We start from the raw sequence: 17,625 nt of genomic DNA on the forward strand, positions 1-17,625 counted from the left end.
CGCTTTAGATTAATTACAATCTAAATATGATGAAAAATATAAAATCATCTCGGACGCCGTATCGACGACTTCCGCGCTTTAGGAGTAGACGCTCCCCCTCCTGCTCTAGGTGGTAAACCTGTGTGCTGAGTTAGGATTCGTCCTTTCGATGTCCTTGCTGCACCCGGACTATTTTTCCGGCGATGACTTCTGTATTCCGATGTCGGGTTATCTTCCGAAGGAATTAGCTGATAATCTGCAGAGCCTATTAAATCAGAACGTCCCATCTGCATTAATGCTTCGCGTAAAAGCGGCCAGTTCTCCGGATCATGCCAGCGCAAAAATGCCTTGTGCAAGCGACGCTGCTTTTCACCTTTAGCTGTCTCTACGCGCTCAGCCGTCTTTTTGTAGCTCAAGCGACGCAACGGATTTCGTCCCGTGTGATACATAGCTGTCGCAGTGGCCATGGGAGATGGATAGAAGGCTTGAACCTGATCTGCTTTAAACCCATTTTTCTTTAACCAGAGCGCCAGATTCACCATATCTTCATCGGTTGTACCAGGGTGTGCTGCAATAAAGTAGGGAATCAAGTATTGATCTTTACCTGCTTCTTTAGAAAAACGTTCGAACATTTTTTTAAACGCATCGAAAGAACCGATGCCTGGCTTCATCATTTTATCAAGCGGGCCTTGCTCCGTATGTTCAGGTGCAATTTTCAAATACCCACCAACATGATGCGTCACCAACTCACGGACATACTCGGGATCTTCAACAGCTAAGTCGTACCTTAAACCCGATGCAATCAGAATTTTTTTAACGCCTTTGATCTTTCGAGCATCTCGGTACAACTGAGTTAATGCAGAGTGATCTGTATTCAGGTTAGAGCAAATCCCCGGATAAACACAGGATGGCTTACGACAAGCCGCTTCTATTTCTGGGCTTTTACAGGCAATCCGATACATGTTAGCAGTGGGCCCACCTAAATCGGAAATAACTCCTGTGAAACCTGGGACCTTATCACGAATATCTTTAATTTCTTGAATAATAGAGTCTTGAGATCGGTTCTGGATAATGCGGCCCTCATGCTCAGTAATCGAACAGAAGGTACAGCCACCAAAACATCCACGCATAATATTGACGGAAAACCGAATCATCTTATAGGCGGGTATTTCAGCCTTTCCATATATCGGATGCGGAACTCTGGCGTAGGTCAAGCCAAACACAAAGTCCATTTCTTCCATGCTAAGCGGTATCGGTGGTGGATTTAGCCATACCTCTTGATCACCATGCAATTGAACCAAGGCCCGCGCATTCCCGGGATTGGTTTCCAGATGAAGCACTCGGCTTGCGTGAGCATATAAAACCGGATCTTGAGTGACCTTCTCAAACGAAGGCAGACGGATAACCGTTTTTGATCGATCGAGTTTTGGCTTGGGCAATATATGCAATACCTGCACTGAGTCATCTGCCTCAGGATTCGCGCTCGACTTTTCCAAATCACACTGAGGAAGGTCTCGAGTATTAACATAAGGATTAATAATTTTATCGATCTTTCCTGGGCGATCAATGCGAGTGGAGTCTATCTCCATCCACCCTTCCGGCGTATCTTTACGAACATAGGCAGTCCCTCTGATATCAAGCAATTGCTCAACCTGTTCACCGGCCTCTAAGCGCTGCGCCACTTCAATGATGGCACGTTCCGCATTGCCATAGAGCAACAAATCGGCACGGGAGTCTAATAATATTGATCGACGGACTTTGTCCTGCCAATAATCATAGTGTGCAATGCGACGCAGGGATGCTTCAATGCCACCCAGTATCAGCGGCACATCCTTGTAGGCCTCACGACAACGCTGGCTGTAAACAATACTCGCTCGATCGGGGCGTTTACCGGCAACATTTCCTGGTGTGTAGGCATCATCTGAACGAATTTTTCTATCCGCCGTGTAACGGTTGATCATTGAATCCATGTTTCCCGCAGCAATGCCGAAGAACAGACGCGGGCGCCCCAAGGCTTTGAAGGCGTCAGCACTGTGCCAATCTGGCTGTGCAATGATGCCCACTCTAAACCCTTGTGATTCAAGCAAGCGCCCAATGATCGCCATGCCAAATGAAGGATGATCGACATAAGCGTCTCCTGTCACAATAATCACATCACATTCAGACCAGCCCAGAGTATCCATTTCTTTTCGTGTCATAGGTAAGAAAGGAGCAGGTGCGTTTTTATCTGAGTTGCGGTCTGGAGAATTAAGTGTGTTGTGATGGATAGGAGGAACTGCGTGCATCATGTTAAGGGAACTGCCTGAAAGGTTCATCGTGACGCTATTATAGCGGTTCGTTACCCATTCGTCTTGGAAATATCGAGCCAGACTATAAAAGAACCCTCTCACAGGTAAATTCTAAATAGCTATCGATGACATATAGTTAATTAATTTTAACTAATAATCATCCTGTACGATAATCTATTCATAGAAAGCCCAAAAGGGCGAATAGCCAGTCACTTCCACTAGATTCGAGGCATTATCATGAAAAAGACGTTTTCCTTTGCCATTTTACACTTCACCGTTGCCTTCGGTGTTGCCTACGCATTAACAGGTGACTTGGTGATTGGTGGGGCCGTTGCTTTAATTGAACCTGCACTTAACACGGTTGCCTTCCATTTCCATGAAAAGGTTTGGCGTCGGGTCGAGCAAAAACAGGCTAAAATCGATGATCCGTCATCAAAGGGGGATAAATGCATAGCTTAAATGCATGTTCATTAACGGCTGAAGCCTTGTCATTAAATGAAGGAATATCAAGCAACACAGCCCTCTCCACTATATTAACCCTATGCAAATCTTGCTATTCTGACCTGATGATGATCTGGTCGGAATAGCCATTAATGGACTTAAAAGAAACACAACACTCACCTAGACGTCGAAACTTTGTATCGATCATTGCTGCAGGCCTTGCTTCTCTTGTTCTGATTGTTTGGATTATATCTGGCAAAACCTATCAATCAGTTGATTCCGACCATTCGCCTGCCATTAAGGCGATGCCGACCTCAACAATACCAAGCCTACCTAGAGTTCAGACCTATGAACTCTCTGCAAAGACCTTTACTCCAAAACTTATCTTACAAGGGACGCTTTCTCCGTCTCATCAAGTTCAGGTTTATGCACGCACCTCCAGTCAGATCCAGGAACGCCCAGCTAAATTAGGGCAATGGATTGAACAAGGAGAGATGCTTGTTCAGCTAGATACGGAAACAAGGCGCGCACTAGTCGAAAAAGCAGAAGCTGATGTATATTTACACCGATCTGAACTAGAAGCTGGCGAACGCTTATTTAAGAACAGGTTATTATCTGAACACGAAAAACTACGTTTAAGAGCCAGCGCTGCTGCTAGTGAAGCCGCCTTGGCAGATGCAAAACTCGCCCTAGCACATACAAGAATAAAGGCCCCGATTGCAGGGTTTGTGAATTCATTACCGCTCGATATTGGCGAGTTGGTTCAACCGGGTGATGTGATTGCAACAATTACAGACACGCGCAACCTCAAAGTAAAGGCTTACGTTACACAGCAAGATGTCGGGCGCATGAGTTTAGGGAATCCCTTAAAGGTGACACTCTTGGATGGACGGACTTTCTTTGGTGAAGTTACGTTTATCGCGAACCTAGCGGATGTAGCTACCCGCAGTTACGCAATCGAAGCCAACATTAACAATCCCGATGGTCTTCGGATTGCAGGTGCGAGTGCTACCTTAGAAATTGTTTTACCTGAGGTTTTATCCCATCGTATTCCCCCTTCCCTACTAAGCCTAGATCCTTCAGGCCAGATTGGCATTTTAGCGGTTAATAACGAGCAGGTGGTTGTTTTTCACCCTCTCACGCTAATCAGTTTTGATACAGACTATGCTCAAGTTATCGGCCTACCGGATACTTTAGAAATCATTACACTGGGGGCTGGCTTCACGCAACCCGGTGACAAGGTTGAACCTCACTTACAAGAGAGTCCCCTCTGATGGAGCAGATCATTCGTGCCGCTATTCAGCGCTCAAGGGCCACTCTTTTACTCTTTATATTTATAGTATTAGGCGGAGTAGCGGCCTACCAAGCAATTCCCAAAGAAGCCAACCCTGATGTTGTCATTCCTATGATGTATGTTTCCATGGCACTTGAAGGGATTAGCCCTGAGGACAGCGAGCGCCTTCTCGTTCGTCCAATGGAACAGGAGCTTCGGGCATTGCAGGGTGTACGGAAAATGACCTCAATTGCCAGTGAAGGCCATGCATCGGTTATGCTTGAGTTTGACGCAGGCTTTGACCCTCAAAAAGCACTGCAAGAGGTTCGGCAAAAGGTTGATACGGCTCGCACAAAGCTGCCATCTGAAGCGGATGAACCTAGAGTGCATGAGATCAATGTTGCACTGTTTCCTGTCATTTCAATCGCCCTGTCGGGCCCTCTTCCAGAAGCTCAATTGATCTATTTAGCGAGACAGCTAAAGATTGCGATTGAAGGAATCCCCGAAGTTCTTGAAGTCGATATTGCCGGTGATCGAGAAGATTTATTGGAAATAATCGTTAATCCACAAGTACTTGATCAATATCAAATTGATTACTTTCAATTATTTAATTTAGTGTCCAATAATAACCGATTGGTTGCGGCTGGCAGTTTAGACACAGGATCAGGCCGAATGGCCCTTAAAGTACCCGGCATGATTGAGTCGTTACAGGATATTTTAAGCATGCCCGTCAAGGTAGAAGAAGACCGAGTTGTCACATTTGCTGACATTGCAACATTAAGGCGTACATTCAAAGACCCGACTGGCTTCGCACGCATTAACGGTCAGCCAGGCTTAGTATTAGAAATCAGTAAACGCTCAGGCGCCAACATCATTGATACCACCGCTCATATTCAATCCGTTATCGAAGAAGCCCGCACGTTACTTCCCGAAGGTGTTGATCTGAGAATACTGATGGATCAATCGGTTGAGGTACGCGATATGCTGAATGACTTACTGAATAATGTCATGACAGCTGTCGTACTGGTGCTTATTTTAATCATTGCCTCTATGGGATTTCGCTCTGCATTAATGGTCGGCTTAACCATTCCAGGTGCTTTTTTAGCTGGGATACTCCTAATTTGGGCTATAGGTTATACCCTTAACATCATCGTGCTCTTTTCATTAATTTTGGTTGCGGGCATGTTGGTCGATGGAGCAATTGTCGTCAGTGAGCAAGCTGATCGTTATCTTAAAGAGGGGCAAACACCTGCAAATGCTTGGCTTAACTCGGCTCACCGCATGAGTTGGCCCATCATCGCATCCACGGCCACAACCTTATCTGTGTTTGTTCCGTTGCTGTTTTGGCCCGGCGTTGTCGGAGAGTTCATGAAATACCTTCCTGCAACAGTCATTTTATGCTTACTCGCTTCATTAGTCATGGCTCTGATCTTTTTACCTACCATGGGAGCCGTTATAACACGCCCCATAGAAGCATCAAGCGCTGAATATCTGCGCAACCCCATGAGTCACCTGTATCGTCGCTTACTCGCTCTTTTATTAAGAGCACCCTTTTTAACACTATTAGGCATGATGTTGGTCATCACCCTTATTTTTATCACCTACAACCGCTTCAATCATGGAGTGGAGTTTTTTCCGGATATTGAGCCAGACTCTCTACAATTACAAATCAGGGCGCGGGGAGATTTATCGGTTTACGAGAAGGACGCACTTGTAAAGCAGATCGAAGATCGACTGCTCAACCTACCTGAAATTGACTCTATTTATGCTCGAACCTTTGCAGCCCCATCTTCTCAGCAAGGCGAGGATATCATCGGTGTCCTCCAATTCAAATTGATTGAATGGCATCAACGCCGCACCTCTTCACATATTATTCAATCAATGCGCGACTTAACATCGGACATAGTCGGTATTCAACTTGATTTTCGAAAACAAGACACTGGACCTGGCCAAGGAAAACCCTTCCAACTTGAAGTGAGTGCAAATGATATCTCTTTAATAGAAAGTGCACTTGAAATCATCCGCGCTCGCATGGAAAAAATAGGAGGGTTTATCGACATAGAAGACAATCGTTCACTACCTGGTATTGAGTGGCGTGTCGAAGTGGATCGAGAAGCTGCTGCCCGCCTAGGAGCAGATGTACTCTCAGTTGGTAACGCAGTACAGCTGGTCAGCCATGGGCTAATGCTAGCAACCTATCGTCCTGAAGATGCAAATGATGATGTTGATATTCGGGTCAGGCTACCTTTTCATTGGCGATCGATTGACCAATTGACCCGTCTGACACTGAATACTCTTCGCGGACAGGTGCCTATTTCTCACTTCGTTCAAGTGATTCCTATGCCTAAGACGGGCTCATTACACCGAGTGAATGGACAACGAACCTTAACACTCCAGAGTGATTTAGCTGAAGGCTCGCGCTTAGATGAACGTTTAAATGAACTCAGCCCCTATTTTAAAGAGCTTCCCGATGGGGTCTCAATAAACTTGGCGGGTGAAGATGCAGATCAGCAAGAAGCCGCTATATTTTTAATCAGTGCATTTATCATCGCCATTTTTTTGATGGCGTTTATTCTTGTCATCCAATTCAATAGTCTATTCCAAACATTTCTTGTACTCAGCGCAATTCTGCTATCCACAGCAGGTGTGTTATTAGGACTAATGATTAACGGCCAGTCCTTTGGAATAGTGATGGTAGGCATGGGGATTATTGCGCTTGCTGGCATCGTGGTGAACAACAATATTATTCTGATCGATACCTTTAACCGTTTAAGACGTGAAGGGGCTGATCCATATGAAGCAGCGTTGGAAACCGGTTGTTTGCGATTACGACCTGTCCTCCTAACGTCAGTCACGACCGTGCTTGGATTAATGCCAATGGTTTTAGGCGTCAACGTTAATTTATTGGAACCTAGCCTTGGTGTGGGCGCACCTTCGACGCAATGGTGGATGCAGCTATCCAGTGCTATTGCGGGCGGATTAACCTTTGCAACACTGTTAACATTACTGTTAACACCCTGTTTACTTCTACTGGGTTGCCGAGTATTTAAAACTTAACCGTCGACTTTAAGATGTTGTGCCCATCACACTAATCGCGCAATAAGCTAACCTACTATTCATTTAGGAAAGCATAATATAAAACGCTATAGTCATCACGCCCCGGAGAAATGACAGGTTTTTATTGATCAGTGGCAAAACAGCAGCTTCTTCGCTGCACGTTTTTGTGAACAACCTGCTTAGGCTGAACTGGTCTAATGCCCTTGGAATTGATCCAGAAAGTCTATTCCACTCTGTTGTGAACACAGTTAGCAATCTCAAAAAGAGTGAACAGGTATCAGTTCAAGCCCAAATGCGAGGTAATGCGACCAAAGCGAAATATGAAGATGGTGGTAATGTTAACACCTTTATTGCTGGCGCAGCTTTAGGTGCGTTGATAGTTGGACTCGCTGGTAAGTCTAAATAAACACAACGATAATCAATGTAACTGGCTGTATATTAGGATATATTATCAGAATTGAAAGTCAAAATGGTTAGTATTGGCTGGCTAAGACCTATCTGGCTAAACTCGGATTGCTGGACTCAACAAGGTGTGGACATCTTGTCTCGAATTCGTAACCTGCTTATCAATGACAAAGAGTTGGCGAAACTAATGCTCCGTTACAAAATCGGCAGCAGAGGCTAAAAGGTACTGCACCAGAAAAAATGACGAAGAATGTTCTGACAAGTTTTAGTTTGAGATAAATTATGGATATAGATGGCTTAAAACCAGAAGTGCAGGCACGCTTATTAATTGATGAACAGCTTAAGCTTGCGGGTTGGAAGGTACAGACCTGGCCAGCGGCTAATTTGGGTGAAGCGTTAGGTATGGCAATCCGCGAATACCCGACGGACTCTGGCCCTGCAGACTACATATTGTTTGTGAATCGCAAAGCGGTTGGTGTGATCGAAGCGAAAAAAGATGACACTATTCTATCAAATGTTGAAGACCAAACGCTGCGTTACGCCACTAGCAAGTTAAAGTTTAGCCAACATTCTGAACCTTTATCTTTTCTGTTTGAAGCGACTAGCCAAGTTATTCATTTTACCGACCTTCGAGATCCTGATCCTCGCGCACGGGAAGTTTTTCATTTTTATAAGCCTGAAACCTTACAAGAGTGGATGAAGCAAGAAAGCTCACTGCGCACACGCTTAAAACAGCAGATGCCAGAATTGCCTAAAGCCAATCTGCGCGAATGCCAAATTAGTGCCATAACGGGTCTTGAAAAATCATTAGCGGCAAACCGTCCGCGCTCACTTATTCACATGGCAACAGGCGCAGGTAAAACATTTACTGCGATTAATGCCGTCTATCGATTGCTTAATCATGGTGGTGCAAAACGAATACTATTTTTAGTTGATACACGCAACTTAGGTAAACAAGCACAGCAAGAGTTTCATGCCTTTAAACCACAAGGCAAGCAAACCTTTTTTCATGAAAACCACATAGTGCAACGCTTAACCAACAGCACTATCGACAGTGCTGCTGAGGTATGCATTTGTACCATTCAGCGCATGTATTCAATTTTAAGCGGCAAGCCTATTGATGATAGTGCTGAAGACATCTCTCTGCATGAAATTAAGCAAAATCAACAGCAAGCGAAATGGGTCAAATACAATCCAGCCGTGCCGATTGAAACCTTTGACTTTATTATCGTAGATGAATGCCACCGCTCTATTTACAACTTGTGGAAGCAGGTGCTCGACTATTTTGATGCATTCATCATAGGCTTAACTGCCACACCTGATAAACGCACCTTTGGTTTTTTTAATGAAAATATCGTTGCTGAATACAGCTACGAAGACTCAGTGCTGGATGGCGTTAATGTTGGTTACGACGTTTATGAAATTGAAACTGAAATTGGTAACAAAGGTGCAGAGCTAAAAGCCAAAGAGTGGCTTGATCACCGCGACAAGCTCACCCGCAAAAAGCGCTGGGCGCAAGCAGAGGAAGACAGCAGTTACACAAGTAAAGAACTCGACCGTTCTGTGGTCAACGTGAGCCAAATTCGCCAAGTGATTAAGGCCATGAAAAAAGCAGTTGAAACTGAGATTTACCCAGATCGTAAAGAAGTGCCTAAAACGTTAATTTTTGCCAAAACCGACAGCCACGCCGACGACATCATTCAAATTGTGCGTGAAGAGTACGAACAAGGAAATGCGTTTTGTAAAAAAGTTACCTACAACGCCAAAGATCCCGATGGTATTTTGAATGATTTTCGTAACGACTATAACCCACGTATTACCGTAACGGTCGATATGATAGCCACAGGCACTGACGTAAAACCACTCGAGATACTGCTCTTTATGCGCGATGTGCGCAGTAAAGGCTATTACGAACAAATGAAAGGTCGGGGAGTACGAAGCTTAAGCTATGAAGACCTGCATAGTGTCAGTAAAAGCGCTACCACAGATAAAGATCGCTTTGTTCTGATTGATGCTGTCGGCGTAGAAAAGTCACTGAAGACTGAAAGCCGCCCACTTGAACGCAGCCCTAACCTGTCAATGAAAGACTTATTGCAAGGTGTAGCGATGGGGCATCGCGATGACGACACCATTCAAAGTCTTGCCAACCGTTTAACCCGTTTAAGTAAACAGCTCGATAAACGCGGGCTGGATGAAGTTGAAAAGCTCGCAGGTAAACCACTGCCGCAATTAGCCAGAGACTTACTCACTGCCCTTGACCCGGATGTGATTAACCAGCGAGCCCTTGCCAATGCAAAAGCGGCAGGCATTACCCGCAGTGCTGAGTCTTTAACCGATAGCGAGCGACAAATTGCTAAATCTCAGTTAATAGACCAAGCCTGCCAAACCTTTGATAACCCAGATACCCGCGAAGGGATTGAATCAGCCCGAAGGCAGCGCGAACAGCTTATTGATCACATCAACTTAGATACAGTGACCTATTCTGGCTACAGCAGCCAAGCCACCGACAATGCAGCAAAAGTTATTCAAAGCTTTAAGGACTTTATCGAGCAACATAAAAACGATATTCAAGCGCTTAGCTTTTTTTACCAGCAACCGTACCAGCGCAGGGGCTTAACTTTTGCCATGTTAGAAGAACTGCACCAAGCTTTAAGCAAGCCGCCCTTGTTGCTTACCACCGAAAAAATATGGAGCGCCTATGAGCGCCTAATTCAGAGCAGCCAGCAAGCAGCGTGTAAAAACAGCAACAAAAAAGTGAACAGCCAAAGGCAACTGACGGATATTATCTCGCTGATCAGGTTTGCCAGTGGTTTAGACAGCGAGCTAAAACCCTTTGCCGAACAAGTTGATGCCAAATTTAAGAAATGGATTTTTCGCCATAACGCCCAGCGATCAACAGCATTTACGGAGCAGCAAACCCAGTGGTTACGTTTGATGAAAGATCATATTGCTGCAAGTTGCTCCATCGAACGGGATGACTTTGACTACAGCCCCTTTTCCGATCATGGTGGTTTACAAAAAGCTTGGAGCTTATTTGCTGTTAGCAACCCAAACAGCAGTGGTCAAGATAATGAATTAGATAGCTTATTGGCTGAAATGAATCAGGAATTAATTGCGTGAGTGAAGTTAAGAGGCTACCCGTTGGGTGGGCCGATGCAACATTGACCGAAATTGCTCAAATATTTATGGGGCAGTCACCTGCATCATCCCTAATTAACAACGATAAGAAAGGATTGCCTTTTTTTCAAGGAAAAACTGAATTTACAAATGTTTATCCTTTAGTGAATAAGTATTGCGAAGAGCCAAGTAGAATTGCTGAAAAAGATGATATTTTACTCTCAGTACGCGCCCCGGTTGGCCCTGTTAATATTGCGAAGGTGAGAAGCGGATTCGGTAGAGGATTAAGTGCAATCCGTGGCTACACTGGGATTGATCACAAATTTTTGTTTTATCAACTTCGTAGTATTGAAAAACATATTGAATCTTTAGGAACTGGATCTACTTTTTCCGGTATTAATAGAGATAAAGTAGAAAGTTTGCCTATTAATATAGCTCCTCAAAAAGAGCAAATACGGATTATTTATAAACTCGAAGAACTTTTCTCCGAACTCGATGCAGGTGTGAAAGAGCTCAAAGCCGCACAAACCAAACTTAGCCAATATCGTCAATCGCTACTAAAAAGTGCGGTTGACGGTTCCCTAACCGAGCAATGGCGTGCCGAAAATATCGCCCAAGTGCAAGAAACTGGCGAGCAACTATTAGCGCGCATTTTAAAGCAGCGCCGTGAGCAGTGGCAGCAACAAAAACTTGCCGAGTTTGCCGAAAAAGCCCCCCCCCCCCCTAAAAACTGGCAAGACGCATACCCCGAACCGGTTCAGCCAGATACTGCAACTTTACCTAAGCTGCCAGACGGTTGGGTGTGGGCGAGTTTATCACAACTGGTTGACTTAATTCAGATTGGACCATTCGGCTCTTTGTTACATAAAAGTGATTATATTTATGGTGGTATTCCGTTAATTAACCCTACTCATATTAAAAACCTAAAAATAGAGCCTGATTATAACCTCACCATTACTGAAAGCAAATTGAGTGACTTGCAGAAATACGTCATGTCTGAAGGTGATATTGTTATCGGTCGAAGAGGTGAAATGGGTAGGTGCGCGCTGGTTACTGATAAAGAAGATGGTTGGCTTTGTGGGACTGGTAGTTTATTTATTCGTGTCCTTAAAAGTTTAAACCCTGAGTTCTACACATGGGTTCTTAGCTCAAAAAGAACCAAGGATTTTTTAGCCGAATTTAGTGTTGGAACTACCATGCAAAACTTGAATCAAAAGATTCTGCATAATATTCCAGTTCCACTTTTACCAGAAAACGAGCAAGCAGCCGCTTCTGATATTCTTCATTCAGAATATGATCGAATAGATAAGCAAATCGAAGATATCAAGGTTGCTTTAAAACTATCCGAAGCCCAGCGTAGAAATATCTTAAAATCAGCGTTTACTGGTCAACTGGTACCGCAAGACCCTAATGACGAACCCGCTTCAGTATTGCTTGAAAAAATCAAACGTGAACGTGACACCTTGGCAAAGATGCCTAAACCTCGTAAGCCGAGTAAACTTAAAAAAAAAGGTGATCTGATGAATACCTTACTCGAAGTGTTAACCGCTGAAGACGACTGGATTGATGCCCAGGACGCCTTTCAAAAATGTGGCATTGTTGATGGTACTTCAACCGATCGTATTGAAGAAATTTACGCCGAACTGCGCAATTTAGAAAAATCAGGCAAAATCCAAATTCAGCGCCAAGGTGACTTCGACCAATTAAAATTGATTACACAAGACGTTAAGGAAGACTAATGCGCTTAGCCTCATTTACAATCGGATCAGATCGCGAAGGTGAGCGCCAGCGATTTAAAAACCTTAAAAATGTCACCATCGACCTTGAAGAACAAGAGTGGATCACCTTAGTCATTGGCTGGAATGGCACAGGTAAGTCAAACGTACTTGAGGCCTTGGCAGTACTGTTCCGTGATTTAATCATGGGCAAAAATGATAAAGGGGAAAAGGATAAACCCTCCTTTGCGTATACTCTGAGGTATTTTTGCCATCACAAAGAAATAGAAATCAGTGCTGACCCTGAACGCGCTAAAGATGCCTATTTGGTGTCTTATAGGGTCTTAGGCGAAAAGAAAGACGAACTTGCGGAACTTAAATTTCATGCGTTCAAAAAACGCCAAGATGAGTTTTTACCCAAGTATGTCTTTGGCTATTACTCAGGCCATAGTGACCGCCTGCAGTCGGTCTTTCGCCCCTATCTTCAGCAATATGATAAAAAACTACGCAATTCAAAATCGGAAGACCCTGGGCTAAGACGCTTGTTTTATGCCCTGCCGGTGCACAGCCAATTCGTGTTGTTAGCCTTTGTACTTAACCAAGATGATTTGGTCAGGCACTTTTTAGATACCCAGCTTGGGCTAGAAACTGACAAAAATGCTGAAAGCATCGACTCAGTGCTTCTGGAGCTCAATGAGCCTTCATGGAATCTAAATAAGAGTAAAGAGCCAAAAGGTACTTATGGTGCATGCAAGGAAAAACCCGATATTTTTTGGGGAGCTGAAGGTGTGGTGCGCGACTTTCTAAACCGGCTTCATAAAGTTGCTACTGCGCCAATTAAAATTAGCCGTAAAGATGACGCAACCTTTTGGAATAAAAAAGGCCGTGAATACTTGTACATGTTTATCAAGGACATTAATAAACTCACTGAGTTAGTTGGTGACCAAGAGCCTAGACAGTTTTTTCGCGATCTTGAGAGTACCTACGTTTCAGAGCTTATCAGCGAAGTGCGCATTCGAGTTAAGCTTAAAAAGAACGATGGTAGCGTAACCTTTCGCGAACTGAGCGAAGGTGAACAACAGCTATTAACTGTGTTAGGCCTACTGAGATTTACCGCCGAAGAAGAAAGTTTGTTTTTACTTGACGAACCCGATACCCACTTAAACCCCAAGTGGAGCGTAGATTATATCGATTATCTCAATAAGTTTGTTACCTCTGGCTCTAAAGGCGAAAACAACAGCCATATCGTATTAACCACCCATAACCCGATTGCCATCGCCGAATTAACCCGCGATCAAGTGCAAATCTTAAGCCGCGATGATGAGACCCGTACTATTGAATCGCATAAGCCACAGTATGACCCTCAAGGTATGGGATACGCAGGTATCATCACCAGTGATATGTTTGGTTTAGGCTCAAGCCTTGATAAGCGAACTCAAAAACGGCTTGAAACATATCGAGCGCTTGCAAGCATCGAAAACAAAACCAAGTTTGAAGCGCTTCGTTTTCAAATCATTTCTGAATGGTTAGATAATGATCGATTTAGTATGTCTCAACGCGATGATGACTATGAGCGCTATATCAAAATCAGGAATTCGCTTTTGAAAGAACAATCTGGAACTGATGATTACCAGCAACTAGTAAACTTTGCACTAAGTTTATCGCAAGAAAAACGAGATGAAGTTGCTAAGCAGGCTATCGCTAAGTTGATGAAAGAGGAGCAACAATGAGATTTGTTGATAATACTTTTATCAACTTACCTGTCAACTGGGAAGATAAAGCCGAGGCTGCTACAAATGAGTTATTAGCAGGTAACATTGTTGCTGATGATCGTAGTGCCATTTGGAAGGAGTTAAAAGAAAGCCTAGAAACCCTATCAAATGGGAGATGCTGGTATTGCGAAACGAATATCCCGAGAGCCGATAATGCTGTCGACCATTATCGACCTAAAGGCAAGGTTCAAGGTGTTGCGTTAACTGCTGACGGTAAATCCTTAACCCGATTTGACATTGTACCTGAACATTCTGGTTATAAATGGGCAGCATTTAATCCTGAAAACTTTCGTTTTTCCTGCCAACACTGCAATGAGTACAGAAAAGACCTCCAGGGAACAGCAGGTGGTAAATGGAATTACTTTCCCTTGGTAAATGAGGCACAACGTGCCTATGAAGTGTTAGATGAAGACAATGAAGTGCCTGTCTTACTCGATCCATGTAAAAGATTGGATTGGCGGTTACTTTCCTATGACATATCAGGTGTGCCATTTTCTCGATTTGAAGAGGGGTCGCCAGAAGATATTAAAGTTAAACTCTCGATTCGACTGTATCACCTTGATCAAAATAGATTAAATGAAGGCCGGATCGCTCAATGGAAACTTTTTAAACCACTGATTGATGAAGCAAAAAAATGGTACTTAAAAAAGCTTCGTCAAGACCAAGGTGCAGATGCTTGTTTTGAAAAAGAGCTTCGAAAAATAGGCCAATGGTTTCATCCTAAAAGTAAAAATACTTATTTAGGTTTTCTTGTTTATCAATTAGAGCAAGACAAAAATAAGGATCTGTTGCATCCATGGATAGGTGAACTTATTAGGACGGTAGGATGAGTAAAGAAATTGTCACTAGCACTGAATTATTTGGTGAAATCCAAACATTAATCACCCAAGCCAAGCAACAAACAGCAGTGGCAGTCAATGCCTCACTAACCATGATGTATTGGCAAATTGGTCAGCGTATCAACCAAGAGCTGTTAAAGGGTGAACGTGCCGAATATGGCAAACAAATAGTTGCCAATTTATCCCAGCAGCTTACGCAAACCTTTGGTAAAGGTTGGAGTGCACGCAACATCGCTTACATGATGCAGCTTAATGAACAATTTCCAGAGCAACAAATTTTGCACTCACTGTGTGCAAAATTGAGTTGGAGCCATTTTAGGCAGTTGATCAGCTTAAAAGACTCGCTGGCTCGCGAGTTTTACACGCAAATGTGCGTAACTGAAACCTGGAGTGTGCGCACACTGAGTGAGCGTATCGACAGTATGTTGTTTGAGCGCACGGCGCTGTCAAAAAAACCTGCTGAAACCATCAAACTTGAGTTACAACAATTAGCTGAGCACAAGCAAGTATCACCCAACATGCTGTTTAAAGATCCTTACGTGTTAGATTTTTTAGGGCTGAATGACCATTACCTTGAAAAAGACTTAGAAGATGCCATTTTACGTGAGCTTGAGCAGTTTTTGCTTGAGCTTGGCTCTGGCTTTTCGTTTATTGCTCGGCAAAAACGCATTCAGCTTGATGGTGATGATTTTTATATCGATTTATTGTTTTATAACCGCCAACTCAGGCGCTTAGTAGCCATTGATTTAAAGCTAGGCAAGTTCAAGCCCCACTACAAAGGCCAAATGGAGCTGTACCTTCGTTGGCTAGATAAACATGAACGCCAAGCGGGCGAGCAAGCACCGCTGGGTATTATTTTGTGCGCACAAAAAAACCAAGAACAAATCGAATTGCTGGAAATGGATGAAGTGGGCATTCACGTAGCTGAATACTTGGCAGTATTACCGAAACGAGAAATATTGCATCAACGCTTACAAGATGCGATTAATACAGCAAAAAATCGGTATAATTCCCTCCCTCTAGACAGCCGTAGTTCTGAGTGCAGTCAATCAGATTTGGATAGTAAAAAATGAATGCACCCGCATTGGTTCAAAAAGTTTGGAATTATTGTCATACCTTGCGTGATGATGGTGTTGGTTATGGTGACTACTTAGAACAGTTAACCTACCTGCTGTTTTTAAAAATGGCTCACGAATACTCGCAGCCCCCTTACTCACGAGATACCAAAGTACCGCGCGACTACAACTGGGATTCATTAACAGGTCTAACCGGTGAAACACTAGAAAACCAATACCGTAGGGTATTAAAAAAACTCGCGGATGCCCCGGGTATGCTGGGCGCTATCTTTTATAAGTCTGAGAACAAAATCCCCGACCCAGCTAAGTTGTCGCGCATTGTAAAAATGATTGATGAAGAGAGCTGGATCAGCCTTGATGCCGATGCCAAAGGCGATTTATACGAAGGCTTACTGCAAAAGAACGCCGAAGATACTAAAAGTGGTGCTGGTCAGTACTTTACCCCACGCCCGTTAATTGATGCCATGCTAGCTTGTGTGCGCCCTGAGCCTAAGAAAACAATTTTAGATCCTGCTTGCGGTACAGGCGGCTTCTTTTTAAGCGCCAGTGATTGGATTACTTATGGCGATAAGCAGTGGATTGAAAAAGGCATGAACCACTGGAACCCCGCTAAAGATAACACCAGCACGATTGCTAAATCAAAGCTTAACAAAGACCAAGTGCAGTTCTTACGTGATAAGACCTTCGTTGGTAATGAGATTGTGCCTTCAACTCGCCGCATGTGTTTAATGAATTTGTTTTTACACAATATTGGCAGTATTGATAGCGAGCCTAAAGTTGCCCGTGCCGATGCTTTGTTAACCGCTATCAAAGGTGAAGACAAGGTTGATTACGTATTAGCTAACCCCCCATTTGGTAAAAAAAGTAGCATGACGATTACCAATGCCGAAGGGGGCGAAGACAAAGAAGCCTTAACCTATGAGCGCCAAGACTTTTGGGCTACCACCACCAACAAACAGCTTAATTTTTTACAGCATATTGTTGCGAGCTTAAAGGATACAGGCAAAGCAGCGGTCGTATTACCTGATAACGTATTATTTGAAGGCGGTTCAGGAGAGCGCATTCGCCGTAAGTGGTTAAATAACTGTGACGTACACACTGTTTTACGCTTACCAACAGGGATTTTTTATGCCAATGGCGTAAAAGCAAACGTGGTGTTTTTTGATAACGCACCTCGTAATGAAAAGGTGCACACCAAAGGTATTTGGTTTTATGACTTAAGAACCAATAAGCACTTTACGCTAAAACAACGCCCTATGATGTTGAGTGATCTCAAAGATTTTATTCAGTGCTACAACCCTGAAAATCGCCATGTTCGCAAAGAAACCGAGCGTTTCAAGTATTACAGCTACGATGAACTTATTAACCGCGACAAAGCCAGCCTTGATGTGTTTTGGCTTAAAGATGACAGTTTGGATAATCTCGACAATCTTCCTCCACCAGAGATACTTCAACAAGAAATCATCGATCATCTTGAAGCTGCTCTGGCAGCGTTTAGAGATGTTGCCGTTGGATTAGGGACAAGTAAGTAGTCATTAATAGGGTAAGCGCCCATGAAACAGCACCTATAATTTAAGATTTAACCGCGACACACTACCTCCATCACTTTTAATCGATGGAGGTCGGTATGAGCAACCAAACCAAGCAACACACCTGGCAACAG

Annotated in this window: 11 protein-coding genes; 10 read left to right on the plus strand and 1 reads right to left on the minus strand. The window is 43.7% G+C overall.

Annotation, left to right across the window (positions count from 1 at the left end):
- Positions 1-44: 44 nt before the first annotated feature.
- A complete protein-coding gene (locus tag DN062_RS07955) occupies positions 45-2,267 on the minus strand; it encodes a YgiQ family radical SAM protein (protein ID WP_338039970.1) in 2,223 nt (740 codons plus the stop codon).
- 237 nt (positions 2,268-2,504) lie between these two features.
- Between DN062_RS07955 and DN062_RS07960 the strand changes: the two genes are divergently transcribed.
- The 10 genes from DN062_RS07960 to DN062_RS08005 all read left to right on the plus strand — a co-directional run bounded on the left by DN062_RS07960 (position 2,505) and on the right by DN062_RS08005 (position 17,494).
- Positions 2,505-2,726, plus strand: coding sequence for a DUF2061 domain-containing protein (locus DN062_RS07960; RefSeq protein ID WP_112158786.1), 222 nt, complete (start codon positions 2,505-2,507; stop codon positions 2,724-2,726).
- Between the two features lie 134 nt (positions 2,727-2,860).
- Positions 2,861-3,982: an efflux RND transporter periplasmic adaptor subunit gene (locus DN062_RS07965; RefSeq protein WP_112158787.1), complete on the plus strand. Its 1,122-nt coding sequence runs from the start codon at positions 2,861-2,863 to the stop codon at positions 3,980-3,982.
- On the plus strand, positions 3,982-7,038 hold the full coding sequence (locus DN062_RS07970; protein ID WP_112158788.1) for an efflux RND transporter permease subunit: 3,057 nt from the start codon (positions 3,982-3,984) through the stop codon (positions 7,036-7,038). The genes DN062_RS07965 and DN062_RS07970 overlap by 1 nt, the downstream gene beginning before the upstream one ends.
- A 124-nt stretch (positions 7,039-7,162) precedes the next feature.
- Positions 7,163-7,444, plus strand: coding sequence for a hypothetical protein (locus DN062_RS07975; protein ID WP_205126684.1), 282 nt, complete (start codon positions 7,163-7,165; stop codon positions 7,442-7,444).
- 281 nt (positions 7,445-7,725) lie between these two features.
- Positions 7,726-10,563 (plus strand): type I restriction endonuclease subunit R, encoded by a 2,838-nt coding sequence (locus tag DN062_RS07980; protein WP_205126685.1) that lies wholly within the window; start codon positions 7,726-7,728, stop codon positions 10,561-10,563.
- Positions 10,560-12,299, plus strand: coding sequence for a restriction endonuclease subunit S (locus DN062_RS07985; protein WP_112158790.1), 1,740 nt, complete (start codon positions 10,560-10,562; stop codon positions 12,297-12,299). The genes DN062_RS07980 and DN062_RS07985 overlap by 4 nt, the downstream gene beginning before the upstream one ends.
- Positions 12,299-14,005 (plus strand): AAA family ATPase, encoded by a 1,707-nt coding sequence (locus DN062_RS07990; protein WP_112158791.1) that lies wholly within the window; start codon positions 12,299-12,301, stop codon positions 14,003-14,005. Before DN062_RS07985 ends, DN062_RS07990 begins: the two co-directional genes overlap by 1 nt.
- Entirely contained in the window at positions 14,002-14,877 is an 876-nt protein-coding gene (locus DN062_RS07995; protein ID WP_112158792.1) for an HNH endonuclease family protein, read from the plus strand. Before DN062_RS07990 ends, DN062_RS07995 begins: the two co-directional genes overlap by 4 nt.
- A complete protein-coding gene (locus tag DN062_RS08000) occupies positions 14,874-15,959 on the plus strand; it encodes a PDDEXK nuclease domain-containing protein (protein WP_112158793.1) in 1,086 nt (361 codons plus the stop codon). The genes DN062_RS07995 and DN062_RS08000 overlap by 4 nt, the downstream gene beginning before the upstream one ends.
- Positions 15,956-17,494 carry a class I SAM-dependent DNA methyltransferase gene (locus tag DN062_RS08005; protein ID WP_112158794.1) on the plus strand — a complete coding sequence of 513 codons (1,539 nt, stop codon included), beginning with the start codon at positions 15,956-15,958 and terminating at the stop codon, positions 17,492-17,494. Before DN062_RS08000 ends, DN062_RS08005 begins: the two co-directional genes overlap by 4 nt.
- Positions 17,495-17,625 lie beyond the last annotated feature (131 nt).

The organism is Nitrincola tibetensis, from assembly GCF_003284585.1.
Taxonomy (GTDB): Bacteria; Pseudomonadota; Gammaproteobacteria; order Pseudomonadales; family Balneatricaceae; genus Nitrincola; species Nitrincola tibetensis.